Source organism: Kitasatospora sp. NPDC034023, assembly GCF_055575795.1.
Map to the genome: position 1 here is coordinate 339085 of NZ_JBVIRY010000005.1, position 14075 is coordinate 353159.

Here is a 14075-nt window from a genome sequence, read left to right on the forward strand (position 1 = left end):
GGCGGGGCAAGGGAGGTGCCCCGGGTGGCCCGGGGCGGGATGATGACCGCCATGAGTGCGATCATCAGCTTGGACTTGGCCGGTTTCGTCCCACGCGCGGACGAGGGCGGCGCCGGGGGCACGAACCGGGTGTGGGACGACGCGCGAGGGGTGGTCCTGTCCGTCCACGACTTCGCGCTCGTGCCGGACCTGGTGGCCCCGCTCGACGCGGGCGAGCGACTGCTGCGCGAACTGGCCCGCAACACCGCGCAGAGCGGGGCCGCGCTGATCGAGGCGCAGGTGCGCGAGCTGGGCGGGGTGCCCGGCCTGTGGCAGCTCGTCAAGATCCCCAAGGCGGCCGGCCGCGGGCAGGTGTTCGTCGGGGCGTGGACGGTGCCGCGCGACCGGTGCAGCGTGGTGCTGAAGGTGCAGGCCGCCGAAGGCCCGGTCAGCGGCATGCGCGAAGCGGTGGTGGCCGACCGGGTCGGCTTCGACGCCTTCGTCCGCCCCCACCCCTACGACCCCGACCTGCGCGGCCCGCTGCCGTACCACGTCGCCGACCTCCAGGAATGGGACGCCCACTTCCCGACACACCCGCTGACCCTCGTCCGGGAAACGCTCACCCGGGTCGGCGCGAGCACCGTCCTCGACGACAGCTTCCGGACCCTGCCCCCATTCCCCGGCCCGACCCCCGCCGGCCCGGCTCTCGATGGCCCGCCCCCCTCCGGCCCGACCCCTGCCGGTCCGACCCCCGACAGCGCGCCGCCGGCGGAGGCCCCACGCCGACGGTGGTGGCGAGGCCGCTGACCGGCGCCGTACGTGAGGTGGATGGCAGCCGGTTGCGTCGCGGGCCGCGAACCCGGCCGTCGGGCCGGGGCCCTGTGGCCGCAGGCTGCCTCTGCTTCAGGCTTCAGCGGCTTCAGCGGCCGGCGTGGCCGGGCAGAGGGCCGTATTCGACGCAGAAGCCGCAGTCGCAGCTGGTCAGGGAGTTGGCCTGGCAATGGGCGGCGGGCCAGTACGGAGACGCGCACGGGCCGGGCTCGACGGGGGAGTCGTCGTCGGGCAGGGTGCGCCGGCACCAGCCGCACCGGATGACGGCCGGTACCCCGGCCTCGCGCAGCCGTTGCGCCGCGGGGGCCGCGAGGTCGTACGGGACGCCCGACGCGACGGTGGTGGGCGCGCCGTCCAGCAGCTGCTGACTGCGCCACAGGCCCGGCCCGGTGACCGCGTGGACCGCCTTGAGTGCTTCCGCGCCGCCGGGGGAGGGACCGGTCAGCAGGACGGTGAAGTCCGGGTCCTCCATGGATCCCTCCTCGTCGGGTCGGCGCCGGTGCCCGCCGCCAGTCAAGCTTCCTGGCGGACCGTCGGCCACGGGTTTTCGCGGCAAGACGGGCGTCCACGTGACCACCTACCGCCGCGCCGCCGGCGCCGGCTCCCGCGCGTAGGGCCCGCCGAACCCGCGCAGGAAGTCGGCCCGTCCGACTTCCTGCGCACCTCCCGCCGGAAGGCGGACGGGCCGCACCGGTCGTACGAGCGTCCGCCCCGGGTGTTCTGCCCTGCCGATCGGCAGGGCAGAAGGGCGGGAAGAGCGGGACTTTTATGCCGATCGGCACATGTCCGCGAGGGGGTGCGGCGGCCAGGCTTGGGGGCATCGAGACGGCGGCCACCGGGCTGCCAGGGGGAGGGAAGTCCACCATGTTCCGCATTCGTACCCGCGCCCGCGTCGGCACCCGCATCACCCGCATCACCCGCGTCACCCGCGTCACCCGCGTCACCCGCGTCACCCGCGTCACCCGTGCCGCCCGGGGCGCCGCCGCTGCCGGGCTGGCCCTGGCGGCGCTCACGGGCGTCGCCCCGGCCTCCGCCACCGCCACCAACCCGCCCGCTCACCAGGACGGACGGGCCGCGCGCCCGGCGAGCGTCAGTGGCACGGCCCGGATCTCGTACGCCTTCGCCCCGGCCGACGAGATCTGGTTCACCGTCAACGCCCAGGCGGCCCCGTACACCCACCGCTTCCCGGGCACCCAGGTGGCCGACGGCCTGCCCACCGACGCCCGGGGCACCGTCCGCTTCTCCCACCGCACGGCCGACACCGGGAAGGTCTACAGCGCCGAGGCCGAGGTGGACTGCCTGACCACCGGCGGCCCGGTCGCCACGCTGACCGCCGTCGTCACCACGTCGGACGTCGGCAACGTCGGCCAGCGGATCGGCCTGAGCATCTACCAGGGCAGCGGCCACGACGACGGCCGACTCGGGTTCTCCTGGGGCATAGCCAACATGGACGTGGACGCCGACGGGAAGCCCTACCAGCCGGTGGTGGGCACCTGCATGGCCCCGGCCCCGTTCGCCCCCGTCCTGCGGGGCGGCTTCACCGTCCACCACACCGAACTGGAGGCCCCGAAGACGGCCGGCCGGTAGCCGGGGCCGCCCGGCGGCGAGGTGCTCAGGCGGACCAGACGAGGAGCCCGTGCCGGCAGCGCGCGGCGGTGCAGGCGAAGGAGGTGAGATCCGCGTGGTCGCCGGCGGACCGCGCGGTGGACTTCCTCAGCCAGGCCATGCTGCGTTCCCCGCTACCCGCGGCCCCCCGCACCGCCTCCCGTATGGGCGGTGACCAGGCCGGACTCGTAGGCCGCGATGACCGCCTGGGCGCGGTCCCGGACGTCGAGCTTGCCGAAGATGCTGGTGATGTAGTTCTTCACCGTCGACAGGCTGATGTCCAGGGCCCGGGCGATCTCGGTGTTGTCGAGGCCGGTGGCCATCAGCCGCCACACCTCGACCTCCCGGGGTGTCAGCGCGCCCGTGTCGGTGACCGGCGGCGGGGAGCCGAGCGGGGCCCGGACGTAGGTGGAGATCAGCCGGGTGAGCAGGCGCGGGGCGACCACCGCCTCGCCGGTGTGGACGGTGCGGATCGCCGCGCCCAGCTCCTCCGGCGAGACGTCCTTGGGCAGGAACCCGTGGGCGCCGGCGCGCAGCGCGGCCACCACGTACTCGTCCATGTCGAAGGTGCTGAGGGCGAGGACCCGGCAGGAGGGCAGCGTGCGGGCCAGCTCCCGGGTCGCGCCGACCCCGTCCAGCACGGGCATCCGGATGTCCATCACCACGACGTCGGGGCGCAGCAGGCGGGCGGCGGCGACGGCCTGCTCCCCGTCCTCGGCCTCGCCCACCACCTCGAAGGACGGGTCGGGGGAGAGGATCAGTGACAGGCCGCGCCGCACCAGCGGCTGGTCGTCGGCGATGAGGACCCGGATGCCCGGTGCCGCCGCGCTCACCGGGCCGCCGCCGTTCCGTGCTGGACGGCCGCGTCGGCCGTCTCGTCCGGGGCCAGTGGCAGGTCGGCCAGTACGGCGAAGCCGCCCTCGGGCTGCGGGCCGGTCCGCAGGGTGCCGCCGTGCAGGGCGACGCGCTCGCGCATGCCGATCAGGCCGTACCCGCTCCGGCCGCCGGTCGGCGCCACTGCCCGGGGCGTGGTGTCGCCGTCGCCCGTTCCCCCGTCGTCGCGCACCTCGACGGTGACCCGGTCCGGACCGTAGGTCAGGCGTACGGTCGCGCGGGCGGGCCCGGCGTACTTGCGGGCGTTGGTGAGGCTCTCCTGGACGATCCGGAACACCGTCAGGCCGACGGTGGGCGGCAGCGGGCGCGGGGGCCCGTGGACGCTGAAGTCGGTCGGCAGGCCGGCCACGCGGGACTCGTCCACCAGCCGGCCGAGGTCCTCCGCCCCGGGCTGGGGCGACGGCGGGGCGGTGTCCGGCTCGTCGCCGGCCCGCAGGACGTCCAGAAGCTGGCGCATCTCCCGCAGGGCCAGCCGCCCGGAGGACTCCAGGGTGACCAGGGCGTCCCGGACCACCTCCGGGTGGGCGAGGTTGGCCCGGGCGCCGCCGGCCATCAGCTGCATGGTGGTGATGTGGTGCGCCACGATGTCGTGCAACTCCCTGGCGATGCGGCGGCGTTCGTCGGCCACCGCTTGGTCGGCCAGCAGCTTGCGGTTGGCCGTCACCTCCCGCTGCCAGCGCGACACGGCGAGGCCGGCGCCGGCCACGAGCAGGCAGGAGCATGGGGTGGCGGCGAGCGCCTGCCAGGACGGGACGCGCAGGTGGCTCTGGCTCAGAACGGTCAGCACCGTCGTCGCCGCCGCGGCGGCGGCCGTCGCCGGGCCCGTGCGGGCCCGGGCGACCGAGTACAGGCCGACGATCAGGACGGCGCCGAAGTGGGTGCTCGCCGGTGCGGACAGGTCGAGCGCGGCCTCGATGGCCAGGACCGCGGCGAGCGCCGGCACCGGGTGGCGGCGCCGGACGAGCAGCGGCAGGGCCGACAGCGCGATGAGGAGCAGGCCCGGGGCGCTCACCCTGCGCACCCCGTCCAACTCGCTGAAGAGCAGGTAGTTGAGCAGGTCGAGCGTGCAGGCGCCGACGGCCACCAGCGCATCGGTGTGGGTCCACGGCGCGCTGTCGGCGTCCGGTGGCGGGTCCACCACGCCGCCGGGCCCCGGGCTCCGGCCCGCCCCGTGTGCCGCATCCGCGGCGGGGCGCTGACGCCCGCCCATCCGTTCCCCCTCCGTGCCCGGCCTCCGCCGCGCCTCCGACACCCGATACCCGATACCGCCACCGGTCCCGACGCCGAGGCCGGTCCCTCATCAGCCCTGATCAGGGCCGATGACCGCCATTGTGGCATCGGCCCACCCCGCCCCGGCATGGTCCCCACGGCCGATCACGACAGCGCGGACCAGGACCACGGTCCCGGGTCCTGGCCCGGCCGAGGAGCTGGGGCCCCGGTGCGGATCGTCCGTCGCAAGGACGTCCGCACCCCACCCCGGGTGATGGTCTGGAACCCGGCCGGGAACCCCCGGAGCCGAGACTGACCTTGCGGACGCTCGCGTCCACCGCCGGAGGAAATCGTGATCCGCGCACTGACCGGATACTCCACCAGGAACCCGTGGAGGGTGATCACCCTCTGGGTGGTGCTGGGAATCGCCCTGGCCGGGCTGAGCCCGATGCTGCTCGCCCGCGTCACCCAGTCCCAGACCGGGGACTTCCTGCCCAAGAGCTACGACTCGGCCGCCGCGCTGCGGATCGCCGAGGAGAACTTCGGGATGAGGCCCGACGCCACCACGGTCACCGTGCTGGTCGCCAGGACCGACGGCAAGGCGCTCGGCGCCGCCGACCAGCAGCGGATCGAGGCCGAGGCGGCGAAGCTCGCCCAGCGCCGGGTCGTCATGCCCAGGAAGGACGACCAGCCGGCCTTCCTCGTCCCCGACCACTCCCAGACCCCCCGGGTCGCCCCGGCCATGGTGGCACCCGACCGGAGCTTCGAACTGCTCGCCGTCGAACTGACCGGCAACGCCGCAGACGAGGGCGTCCAGGGCGTCTACCGGACCTTCCGGGACGCCACCCGGGCCCAGCTCGCCGAGGCCGGGATGCGCACCGGGTTCACCGGGGGACTGGCCGACGCCGCGGACACCGCCGACTCCCACCGCACCGCCGCGACGATCGGCAGCGCGCTCCTCATGGGGCTGATCGTCCTGCTCAACGTGCTGGTGTTCCGCAGCGTGGCGGCGGCCCTGCTGCCGCTGCTCGCCGTCGCCATGATCGGCGGCGTGGCCGGCGGAGCCGTGGCCGGCGTCGCGACGCTGACCGGCCTCAAGCTCGACGCCTCCACCCCGGGGCTGGTCTCCGTGGTCCTGCTCGGCATCGGCATCGACTACCTGCTGTTCCTGCTCTTCCGCTTCCGCGAGCACCTGCGGGCCCGGCCCGAGCAGCCCGCCCGCGAGGCCGCCGCCCAGGTGACCGCCCGGGTGGGCACCGCGATCACCTCGGCCGCGCTGACCATCGTGGCCGCCTTCGCCACCCTCGGCGTGGCCAGCTTCGGCCAGTTCCGCTCGCTCGGCCCGGCCATCGCCGTCGCCGTCCTGGTCATGCTGCTGGGCAGCCTCACCCTGATGCCCGCCCTGCTCGCCGCCTGCGGACGCGGCATGTTCTGGCCCTCGCGCAGCCTGCGCCGGCAGCCGGGCGAGGGCTTCGCCGCCCGCTTCGGCGCGCTCGTCGCCCGGCGGCCGCTGCCGATGCTGCTCGCCGCCGTCGCCCTGCTCGGCGCGCTGGCCGCCGGGATGACCGGGATCCGGATGGACTACGGCCTGGGCGGCGCCGGCGAGGAGACCCCGGCCGCCGCCACCGCCGCCGAGATCTCCCGCACCCTGCCGGCCGGCGTCTCCGACCCGACGAGCGTCTACGTCGTCACCACGGACGGCACCACCCTCGACCCCGGCCGGCTCGACGGCCTCTCCCGCGCCCTCACCCAGGTCGACGGCGTCGGCAAGGTGGGCGGGACCGTCCTCAACGGGGACCGGCGCGCCGCCCGGATCGACCTCTACCTGACCGCCGACCCGCGGAGCGGGCGCGCCCGCGACCTGGCCGCCGGCCCGGTCCGCGCCACGGTCGCCGCCCACACACCCCCCGGGACCAGCGCCCACGTGGGCGGCACGGCGGCGATCTTCGCCGACATCTCCACCGCCGTCGACCACGACCTGGCGGTCGTCTTCCCGGTCGCGGCCGCCCTGATCGCCCTGATCCTGCTGCTGCTCCTGCGCAGCCTGCTCGCCCCGGTGGTCCTGATGCTCTCCGTCGGGCTCGGCTTCGCCGCCACCCTCGGCGCCGCGACCCTGCTGTTCCAGCACGGGCTGGGCGAACCGGGCGTCAGCTTCACCCTCCCGCTGGTGCTGTTCCTGTTCGTCGTGGCGCTGGGCACCGACTACAACATCCTCATCACCGACCGGATCCGCGAGGAGATGCACCGCCCCGGCCCGCCCCGCACCGCCGTCGCCCGCGCCGTGCGGCACACCACGCCCACCATCGCCACGGCCGGCCTGGTCCTGGCCGGCTCCTTCGCCACCCTCGCCGCGACCCCGGGCAGCGAGCAGGTCGCCTTCGCGTTGACGCTCGGCATCCTGCTCTCCGCCGCCGTCCTGTCCCTGGTCCTGGTGCCGGCCCTCGCCGCTCTGCTCGGCCGCGCCCTCTGGTGGCCCGTCCGCCCGGCCCGCCACCACCACCGGGCCGAGCCGGCCCCGGAGCCGGACCGCGTCCCGGTGCCCTGACCGGCGAGTGGGGCGCTGACCGATGAGCCGGGGGCGGGACCGCCCCCGGCTCGCGCCCGCTCGACCGACCGCCCGCCACACCAGCCAGCGGCCGCCGCGCATCAGCTCCCGACCGGCCAGCTCGTCCGCCTCGCGCCACGCCTGGACGCGGCGCGGGGTGATGCGGAACCAGCGGTAGGGGGTGGCGAGTTCGCGCGGGTCGAAGCCGGTGCGCGCGGCGAACCGGTCGCCCCCCGGGCCGGGCAGCGCGTCGATCGCGAGGACCTCCACCTCGCCGTCGACCACGGTGACGTCGCGGGTGTGGCCCAGGGTCAGCCGGGCGGTACGGCCCGCGGCCAGGTTGCGGCCGGTCGGACTGTTCGCGGGGGTGGCCACCAGCAGGGCCTCGCCGTCCCAGTCGAAAGACAGCGGCACCAGGTACGGGACGCCGTCCGGCGAGGCGCTGGCGAGCCACAGGTCCACGTCCCCGGCGAGCCGGCCTCACACTCTCTCCTGCCCGCCTCCGTGCTCACCGCGGAAAGCACCACGGACGGCGAACCCGGACGGCGAACCCGAGGCGGCCGAACCCGGCTGCGCGCAAGGCCGGACGACGCTAGCCTCGCCCGGATGACCACCACACTGAACGATGCCGTCCGCGCACTGCTCGACGCGCCGATTCCCGCCGTCCTCGCGACCCTCAACCCGGACGGAAGCCCGCAGACCTCGGTGGTCTGGGTCGGCCGCGACGGGGACGACGTGCTCGTCTCGACCGCCGCCGGGCGCCGCAAGGAACGCAACCTGCGCCGCGACCCCCGCGCCAGCCTCACCGTCTACGACCCCGCCAACCCGCTGCGCTACGTCGAGATACGCGGCCTCGCCACCGTCGCCGAGGACACCGGCCGCGCCGTCGCGGTCGCCCTCGCCGAACAGTACGAGGGCCCGGGCGCCGGCCAGGAGTACCTCGACCTGCCGGAGGAGGTCCTCCGCGTCGTCGTCCGGATCACCCCCACGAAGGCGGTCGGCACCGCAGCGGCCTGACCGGCCGCCTGACCGGCCGTCACCGGGCCGCCCGCGCGCCGCGCGCCGCGCCCCGTCCACCCCCGCCGCGCGGGCACCGGGCTCCCGCCGTTCGCGGGGGCGGCGCGGGATCAGGCGACGAGGGCGGTGCGGGTGGTGCGGTAGCGGCCGGGGGTGGTGCCGAACTGGCGGGTGAAGGCGTGCGAGAGCGCGTAGGGGCTGGCGTAGCCGACCTTGCGGGCGACGGCCTCCAGCGGGTCGGCGGTGTCGCGCAGCAGGCCTGCGGCCCGGGTCATCCGCCACCAGGTGAGGTAGGCCATCGGCGGGCGGCCGGTGAGCGTGGTGAAGCGGCGGGTGAGGGTGGCGCGCGAGACGCCGGCGCGGGCGGCCAGGGCTTGGGCCGTCCACGGGTGGGCCGGGTCCTCGTGGACGGCGGCGAGCGCGGCCGCCACCACCGGGTCCGTCAGTGCCGCGCCCCAGCCGTCGGCGCCGCGCCGGGTGGTCCAGGCCCGCACCAGGTAGACCAGCAGCAGGTCGATCAGGCCGGGTACGGCGAGCTCGCCGCCGGGCCGGGCGGTGGTCAGCTCGGTGCTCAACAGCTCGACGGCGGACCGTAGTTCGGGGTGTTCGCCGGTGCGGGTGGGCAGGTGGACGACCTCGGGCAGCTCGCGCATCAGGGGGTGCCCGAGCCCGTGGTCGAGGCGGTACTTGCCGCACAGCAGGTCGGCCGCACCGGGGACGTCCGGGACGTTCGCGGCGGGTGCGGCCTCCGGCGCGGGCGCGCCGCCCGGGCGCCGGTGCGGGCCAAGCAGGGAGTCCAGCTCCGGCAGGCGCGCCGCCCCGGCGGCCGTCAACTCCTCGTCGGACAGGGCGTGTCCGCTGCCGTGCGGCAGCAGCACCGCGTCGCCGGGCCCCAGCCGCAGCGGCTCGCCGCCGTCGGCGAGCAGCCAGCAGTCGCCGGCCAGCACCACGTGGAAGCCCGCGCCCGCGTAGGAGGGGACCCGGACACCCCAACGCCCCGCCACCCGCAGCCGGTTGGAGGCGGGCCGGCCCGCCCGTACGGCGGCGATCGCGTCACTGACCACGTCCACCCGGCCATCGTAGCCGTGGCGCCGTCCCCGGAACGCGACCGCCGGGCACCGAGGATGAGCCGTTCGCGTATCGGAGCGAGCCATCAGCGCATTGAGCGGCTCACCCGGGCTTCCTAGGCTCGACGAGCAGACAGCGAACCGACGGATCAACAGATGGAGGGCCGAACCGTGGAGCGGATCGTACTGGGGGACGTGGAGATCATCCGGGTGCTGGAGTTCCAGGGGCCGTTCGCGCCGGCGGCGGCGATCGTGCCCGACCTCGGCGAGCCGGCCTGGGTCGCCGCCGCAGACAGCGACGCCGCCCTGGCACCCGAGCACTACGACCCGGCCTCCGGCGCCTACCTTGGCGCGCTGCAGACCTGGGTGGTGCGCAGCGGCGGCCGGACGGTGCTGGTGGACACGGGGGTGGGCAACGGGCGCGAGCGCCCGGCGACGCCGATGTTCCACCGGCGCGAGGGGCGCTTCCCGGAGCTGCTGGCGGCGGCGGGGGTGCGGCCGGAGGAGGTGGACGTGGTGGTGAACACCCACCTGCACGCCGACCACGTGGGGTGGAACACGACCGAGCAGGACGGAAGTTGGGCCCCGACGTTCCCGAACGCGCAGTACTTTCTGCCGGCGGCCGACCGGGAATTCTTCGACCCGGCCGCCGGGCACCCGGCCCGCAGCGGCGGCGCGGCGGACCCGGCGCGGTGGGCGGAGTGGGACCTGGTGTTCGAGGACAGCGTGGCGCCGGTGCTGGCGGCCGGGCAGGCCGTGGAGTGGTCGGGGTCGCTGCGCATCGACTCGGCGCTGGTGCTGGAGGAGGCGCCGGGGCACACGCCCGGCTCGTCCGTGCTGCGCGTCGAGTCCGGCGGCGAACGGGCGGTGTTCGTGGGGGACTTGATGCACTCACCGGTCCAGCTGGCACACCCCTCGTGCAGCAGCTGCTTCTGCCTCGACCCGGCGCAGGCGGCGGCCAGCCGGCTGCGGATCCTGGAGCGGGCCGCAGCGGAGCGGGAGTTGGTCATCCCGGCGCACTTCGCGGGGGCGGGAGCGGTGAGGGTCAGCCGGGCGGGCGCGGGTTTCGCGGCCGACTGGGTGCGCTGACGGGCCGGGCGGCCGCGGGCCCCCGCGCGCCCGCCCCGACCCCGGCTGCGGCGCCCCGCGCGCGCCCCCCGGCACCTTCCGCCCGGCACCTCTTCCCGCTCATCCGCACGTCCCTTTGCTCGCCTGCGCAAGTTCTTGCTCAGGCGAGCAAATTGCTCTACAGTCTTGCTCAGGCAAGCAAGAATCAGCTTGCACGGGCAAGGAGGCGTGGGGATGGGGCGGACGTTCACCGAATCGGGGCGCCGGGCGCAGATCGTGCAGGCCGCCATCGACGTGGTCGCCGAACTGGGCTACGCGAAGGCGTCGTTCAGCCGGATCGCGAAGCAGGCCGGGCTGAGCAGCACCGGGATGATCTCGTACCACTTCGCGGGTAAGGACGACCTGATGCACGAGGTCGTCGCCGAGGTGACCCGGGTGTCCACGGGGTTCATGGCGCCCAGGATCGGCGCGGCCGAGGGGGCGCGTGCCCGGCTGCGGGCGTACATCGAGTCCAGCGTCGAGCTGCTCGCGCTCTGGCCCCGGCACCTGAAGGCGCTGATCGAGGTGCTGCCCAACCTCGGCGGGGACGATCCCACCGCGGCGGACTACCGGGCCTCCCAGCAGCTGACGATGGAGGGCCAGGAGCAGGTGATCCGCGCGGCCCAGGAGGCGGGCGAGTTCCGGGAGTTCGACCCCCGGCTGATGCTCGTCGCGCTGCGCGGGTCGATCGACGCCGTGGTGCTGCGCTGGGTGGGGGATCCGGACTTCGACGTCGCCGAGGCCGGCCGCGAGCTGGCGGACATCTTCGACCGGGCCACCCGCGCCGAACCGTAGCGGAACAGCCGGAACGGCCGGACAGCCGGAGAAGCCGGAACAGCGGGAACAGCGGGAACAGCGGGCTCGACAGGTCGCAGCAGGACAGGGGAGAGACAGCCATGGGAAGGTCGAGTGTGATGGGGGAGATCGTGAACAAGCAGGCCGACCAGGGGACCGACCAGCAGGGAACCGACCAGCAGGGAACCGACGGGCAGGGCGCCGCGCCGGGCGCGGACCGGCGGGGCCGTGCCGCCAAGCGGGCGCTGGCCAAGTCGCTGGTCTTCGAACTGGCGCTGCCGCTCGGCGGGTTCTACGTGCTGCACGGCGTGGGGTTCAGCCAGTGGGCGGCGCTGCTGATCAGCGGCCTGCTGCTGGTGCCGTGGCTGGTGCTCGGGATGGTGCGCAGCCGCCGGGTCGAGGTGATGCCGGTCTTCACGCTGCTGATGATCGTGGTCGGCACGCTGATGTCGATGGTCAGCGGCAGCCCCCGGGTGCTGCTGGTGCGCGACAGCTGGGTGTTCGGGGTGCTCGGGCTCTGGGTGCTGGGCACCCTGGCGACGCGGCGGCCGTTCATGCTGACCGCGGCGCGTTCGATCGTCGCCGCCAAGCTCGGTGAGGCGGGCGCCGAGGAGTGGGCGGGGAACTGGGACCACGACGCGGTCTTCCGCCGTCATCTGCGCACGCTCACCGCGGTCTGGGGCCTGGGGTTCGCCGTGGACGCCGGGATCCGGGTGACGCTGGCCTGCACCCTGCCGGTGGACCTGGTGCCGCTGGTGAACTCGCTGCAGTGGGTGGCGGTGCTGGGCGGGCTGTTCGGCTTCCACTTCTGGTACGTCAACCGCCACGGCCTGAAGGTCTGACGGCAGGAGGTCCGACGGCAAGCCGTCGGCGGGGGCTGGGGCGAGGGCCGGGGCGGCGCGCGGATCGATCCCTTCGGGGTCCGCGCGTCGCCGTCCGCCGTCCGCCCGCCGTCCGCCGTCCGCCCGAGCCTGTCCGGCCGGGCGGTGAACGGTCTCGGACCGCCGGCGGCGCGGGTTTCGTCAGCCGTTGTTCCAGCTGGCGCCCGAACCCGTGAACGAGCCGGAGACGCCGTTGTCGTCGGCCCAGATCCAGAAGGCGGCGTGCGAGATCCCGTCGGGGGAGACGGCGGATTCGACAGCGCCGACGCCGGCGCCGTTCTGGTTCGCGATGAACCCGCCCTTGCCGAAGTCCGCGCTCAGGCCCTCATGGGCCGAGGCCAGACCGGCGCAGCCGATGACGAGCGGTGTGGTGAGAGCGGCGACGGCCAGAACACGCTTGAAAGCACGCATGGGAAATCTCCTCCACGGAGTTCACGTTGAAAGGGGCGGCGCCGATCGGCCCGCCACGACTTCAGACAGCCATGCGCGCGACCCCCCCCCCGCAAGCGCTGCCGCCGTCCGACCGGACCTTACAGCTCGTCAGAAACACCGAGCCGACCTGCGGGAATGCGGATCCGACGGGCGCCTCCCGCGGATCAGTCGGGCGGAGCAGACGCGTGGGCCCTTCCACGTACCCGGGAAAACGACGGGACTGGACGCCGGGACCGCGGCGCCGGGACTGCGGCGCCGGCACCGGCGGTCGCGGGCGGGTCAGGGTTCCTCGGAGTCGAGATCGGGGCCGGCCCGGAGGCATCGACGTCGCCCGCGGCCCTAACGTCGGCCGGCGCCGACGCGGCGGGAGTTCGCCCTGCTCGGCCCGGCCGGTGCGAGGTGCGGCCGGATCGTGAGGGGTGGCCGCGGCCGAGGCAGCCGGCGCGGTGGTCGTCGGCACCGTCCTCGCCGCCGTGGCGACCGTCCTGGCCGCGGTGACCCAGCACGCTTCGCCGGGCAGGCTCGCGGCCCGCGCGTCGACGGTGCTCCCGTGGGCGCGGATCGGCGGGACCGCCGCGCTGTGCGCCCTCGTCACCGTGGTCACCGCGGCGGCGGCCGGGCGCGTGACCCGCCGGCGGGCGGTCGAAGCCGCGGGCGCCCGTGCATAGGACACGGCCGCGACCGCCCGCTCGGAGCAGGCGCCTACTGCACGACCTGGACCTTGTCGGCCTGCATCCCCTTCTGGCCCTGGACGGCCTCGAAGGTGACCTTCTGACCCTCCACCAGGGACTTGAAGCCGCCCCCCTCGATCGCACGGAAGTGAACGAACAGGTCGGGCCCGGACTCCGGGGTGATGAACCCGTACCCCTTCTCGTCGTTGAACCACTTGACCGTGCCGTTCTGACGCTCCGCCATGTCTTCCCCTAGCCGATACGAACCATTGCCGACCGCGATCCTTTCACGTTCGGTGAGGGAACGGGTGCCAAAAGTCATGCGCGTCCTGGCGCCGATCACGCGCCGCCGGGGCCGCGGGCGGACCGGCGCGGCACATCGGCGCGGCGCCGACTCACGGGTGCCCACGGCGATCGGCCCGCGGTCGTGCGCCCGTCGGGAAAACATGAAAGTAGCCCCGACGGGTCACACGGCAGACGGATGCCGGACGTGCCGCTGGGCATCAGATCCGTTGGCTCGCTGGACCGATCTGTCGTACGAGTACCGGTTCGCGGTTCGCGGTTCGCTTCGGGTGAGCGTGAGTTCTGCCGACGAGGCCGGCGGGGCCGCCAGGCCGGCCTGAACGTCAGTGCGGCGGTCAGTCGACGCCTTCGATGATGCGGAAGTCGCGCTCGACGGCGTCGGAAAGAGTGACCAGCGCCTCCTGGTACGCCGCGCTCTCGCGTGCCGCGACCGCCTGTTCAAAGGTGTCGAACTCGACCAGGATGGTGCGCTCGGCGATTCCGGCGTCGTGGGCGAGGACCCGGCCGCCACGGGCGAGCACCCGCCCGCCTCCGGCCTGGACGGCCGGACCGGCCAGCTTGTTGTAGGCGGCCAGCTTCTCGGGGTCGGAAATGGTGCGGTAGACGCTGACCCAGTAGCCCTTGGCCATGGAAACCTCCTGTGTTCGGACAAGCGTGCCAGGCTTCGAGTCGACACTCGGATTGATCGGCCCCGGCGACGGATCACCGGGCATTTCCGAGGGCGGTTCGCAAGGGACTG

Annotated in this window: 15 protein-coding genes and 1 pseudogene; 8 read left to right on the forward strand and 8 right to left on the reverse strand. The window is 74.7% G+C overall.

The window, feature by feature from the left end; all coding sequences use genetic code 11:
* The first annotated feature begins 51 nt into the window (after window positions 1-51).
* Window positions 52-786, forward strand: a complete 735-nt coding sequence (locus tag ACZ52R_RS10735) for a hypothetical protein (RefSeq protein WP_465615148.1) — start codon at window positions 52-54, stop codon at window positions 784-786.
* A gap of 112 nt (window positions 787-898) precedes the next feature.
* Here ACZ52R_RS10735 and ACZ52R_RS10740 read toward each other — a convergent pair whose 3' ends face one another.
* Window positions 899-1282 (reverse strand): ribosomal protein L7/L12, encoded by a 384-nt coding sequence (locus tag ACZ52R_RS10740; protein ID WP_465753340.1) that lies wholly within the window; start codon window positions 1280-1282, stop codon window positions 899-901.
* Window positions 1283-1674: 392 nt separating this feature from the next.
* Here ACZ52R_RS10740 and ACZ52R_RS10745 point away from each other — a divergent pair, with 392 nt between their 5' ends.
* Window positions 1675-2397: a hypothetical protein gene (locus ACZ52R_RS10745; RefSeq protein ID WP_465753341.1), complete on the forward strand. Its 723-nt coding sequence runs from the start codon at window positions 1675-1677 to the stop codon at window positions 2395-2397.
* 152 nt (window positions 2398-2549) lie between these two features.
* Here the strand turns inward: ACZ52R_RS10745 and ACZ52R_RS10750 are convergent, their stop codons facing one another.
* On the reverse strand, window positions 2550-3248 hold the full coding sequence (locus ACZ52R_RS10750) for a response regulator transcription factor (protein WP_465615154.1): 699 nt from the start codon (window positions 3246-3248) through the stop codon (window positions 2550-2552).
* Window positions 3245-4519, reverse strand: a complete 1275-nt coding sequence (locus tag ACZ52R_RS10755) for a sensor histidine kinase (protein WP_465615156.1) — start codon at window positions 4517-4519, stop codon at window positions 3245-3247. Before ACZ52R_RS10755 ends, ACZ52R_RS10750 begins: the two co-directional genes overlap by 4 nt.
* A gap of 351 nt (window positions 4520-4870) precedes the next feature.
* On the opposite strand from ACZ52R_RS10755, the gene ACZ52R_RS10760 reads away from it, so the two are divergent.
* On the forward strand, window positions 4871-7063 hold the full coding sequence (locus ACZ52R_RS10760) for an MMPL family transporter (RefSeq protein ID WP_465615158.1): 2193 nt from the start codon (window positions 4871-4873) through the stop codon (window positions 7061-7063).
* A gap of 81 nt (window positions 7064-7144) precedes the next feature.
* Here ACZ52R_RS10760 and ACZ52R_RS10765 read toward each other — a convergent pair.
* Window positions 7145-7540, reverse strand: a pseudogene (locus tag ACZ52R_RS10765) (pyridoxamine 5'-phosphate oxidase family protein); the annotation flags it as partial.
* 129 nt (window positions 7541-7669) lie between these two features.
* On the opposite strand from ACZ52R_RS10765, the gene ACZ52R_RS10770 reads away from it, so the two are divergent.
* A complete protein-coding gene (locus ACZ52R_RS10770) occupies window positions 7670-8080 on the forward strand; it encodes a PPOX class F420-dependent oxidoreductase (protein ID WP_465615160.1) in 411 nt (136 codons plus the stop codon).
* Between the two features lie 110 nt (window positions 8081-8190).
* On the opposite strand, the gene ACZ52R_RS10775 is transcribed toward ACZ52R_RS10770, so the two are convergent.
* The gene (locus ACZ52R_RS10775; RefSeq protein ID WP_465615162.1) at window positions 8191-9150 is read right to left on the reverse strand and encodes an AraC family transcriptional regulator; all 960 of its coding nucleotides are present in this window, start codon (window positions 9148-9150) and stop codon (window positions 8191-8193) included.
* Window positions 9151-9303: 153 nt separating this feature from the next.
* Here ACZ52R_RS10775 and ACZ52R_RS10780 point away from each other — a divergent pair, with 153 nt between their 5' ends.
* The 3 genes from ACZ52R_RS10780 (at window position 9304) to ACZ52R_RS10790 (ending at window position 11891) form a co-directional block, all read left to right on the forward strand.
* The gene (locus tag ACZ52R_RS10780; protein WP_465615164.1) at window positions 9304-10236 is read left to right on the forward strand and encodes an MBL fold metallo-hydrolase; all 933 of its coding nucleotides are present in this window, start codon (window positions 9304-9306) and stop codon (window positions 10234-10236) included.
* A 213-nt stretch (window positions 10237-10449) separates the two neighbouring features.
* Entirely contained in the window at window positions 10450-11049 is a 600-nt protein-coding gene (locus tag ACZ52R_RS10785) for a TetR/AcrR family transcriptional regulator (RefSeq protein ID WP_360497380.1), read from the forward strand.
* A gap of 101 nt (window positions 11050-11150) precedes the next feature.
* The gene (locus tag ACZ52R_RS10790; protein ID WP_465615166.1) at window positions 11151-11891 is read left to right on the forward strand and encodes a VC0807 family protein; all 741 of its coding nucleotides are present in this window, start codon (window positions 11151-11153) and stop codon (window positions 11889-11891) included.
* 180 nt (window positions 11892-12071) lie between these two features.
* Here the strand turns inward: ACZ52R_RS10790 and ACZ52R_RS10795 are convergent, their stop codons facing one another.
* The gene (locus ACZ52R_RS10795) at window positions 12072-12341 is read right to left on the reverse strand and encodes a hypothetical protein (protein ID WP_465615168.1); all 270 of its coding nucleotides are present in this window, start codon (window positions 12339-12341) and stop codon (window positions 12072-12074) included.
* A gap of 440 nt (window positions 12342-12781) precedes the next feature.
* On the opposite strand from ACZ52R_RS10795, the gene ACZ52R_RS10800 reads away from it, so the two are divergent.
* Window positions 12782-13030: a hypothetical protein gene (locus ACZ52R_RS10800; RefSeq protein ID WP_465615170.1), complete on the forward strand. Its 249-nt coding sequence runs from the start codon at window positions 12782-12784 to the stop codon at window positions 13028-13030.
* 34 nt (window positions 13031-13064) lie between these two features.
* On the opposite strand, the gene ACZ52R_RS10805 is transcribed toward ACZ52R_RS10800, so the two are convergent.
* On the reverse strand, window positions 13065-13277 hold the full coding sequence (locus ACZ52R_RS10805) for a cold-shock protein (RefSeq protein ID WP_360497374.1): 213 nt from the start codon (window positions 13275-13277) through the stop codon (window positions 13065-13067).
* Window positions 13278-13671: 394 nt separating this feature from the next.
* A complete protein-coding gene (locus ACZ52R_RS10810; RefSeq protein WP_465615172.1) occupies window positions 13672-13965 on the reverse strand; it encodes a DUF1330 domain-containing protein in 294 nt (97 codons plus the stop codon).
* Window positions 13966-14075 lie beyond the last annotated feature (110 nt).

What these genes read in the sequence shown, in the direction of transcription:
- ACZ52R_RS10805 (WP_360497374.1), bottom strand. Translation starts at nt 13,277, where the DNA reads ATGGCGGAGCGTCAGAACGGCACGGTCAAGTGGTTCAACGACGAGAAG.
- ACZ52R_RS10810 (WP_465615172.1), bottom strand. Translation starts at nt 13,965, where the DNA reads ATGGCCAAGGGCTACTGGGTCAGCGTCTACCGCACCATTTCCGACCCC.
- ACZ52R_RS10780 (WP_465615164.1), top strand. Translation starts at nt 9,304, where the DNA reads ATGGAGGGCCGAACCGTGGAGCGGATCGTACTGGGGGACGTGGAGATC.
- ACZ52R_RS10795 (WP_465615168.1), bottom strand. Translation starts at nt 12,341, where the DNA reads ATGCGTGCTTTCAAGCGTGTTCTGGCCGTCGCCGCTCTCACCACACCG.
- ACZ52R_RS10770 (WP_465615160.1), top strand. Translation starts at nt 7,670, where the DNA reads ATGACCACCACACTGAACGATGCCGTCCGCGCACTGCTCGACGCGCCG.
- ACZ52R_RS10735 (WP_465615148.1), top strand. Translation starts at nt 52, where the DNA reads ATGAGTGCGATCATCAGCTTGGACTTGGCCGGTTTCGTCCCACGCGCG.
- ACZ52R_RS10790 (WP_465615166.1), top strand. Translation starts at nt 11,151, where the DNA reads ATGGGAAGGTCGAGTGTGATGGGGGAGATCGTGAACAAGCAGGCCGAC.
- ACZ52R_RS10755 (WP_465615156.1), bottom strand. Translation starts at nt 4,519, where the DNA reads ATGGGCGGGCGTCAGCGCCCCGCCGCGGATGCGGCACACGGGGCGGGC.
- ACZ52R_RS10745 (WP_465753341.1), top strand. Translation starts at nt 1,675, where the DNA reads ATGTTCCGCATTCGTACCCGCGCCCGCGTCGGCACCCGCATCACCCGC.
- ACZ52R_RS10740 (WP_465753340.1), bottom strand. Translation starts at nt 1,282, where the DNA reads ATGGAGGACCCGGACTTCACCGTCCTGCTGACCGGTCCCTCCCCCGGC.
- ACZ52R_RS10785 (WP_360497380.1), top strand. Translation starts at nt 10,450, where the DNA reads ATGGGGCGGACGTTCACCGAATCGGGGCGCCGGGCGCAGATCGTGCAG.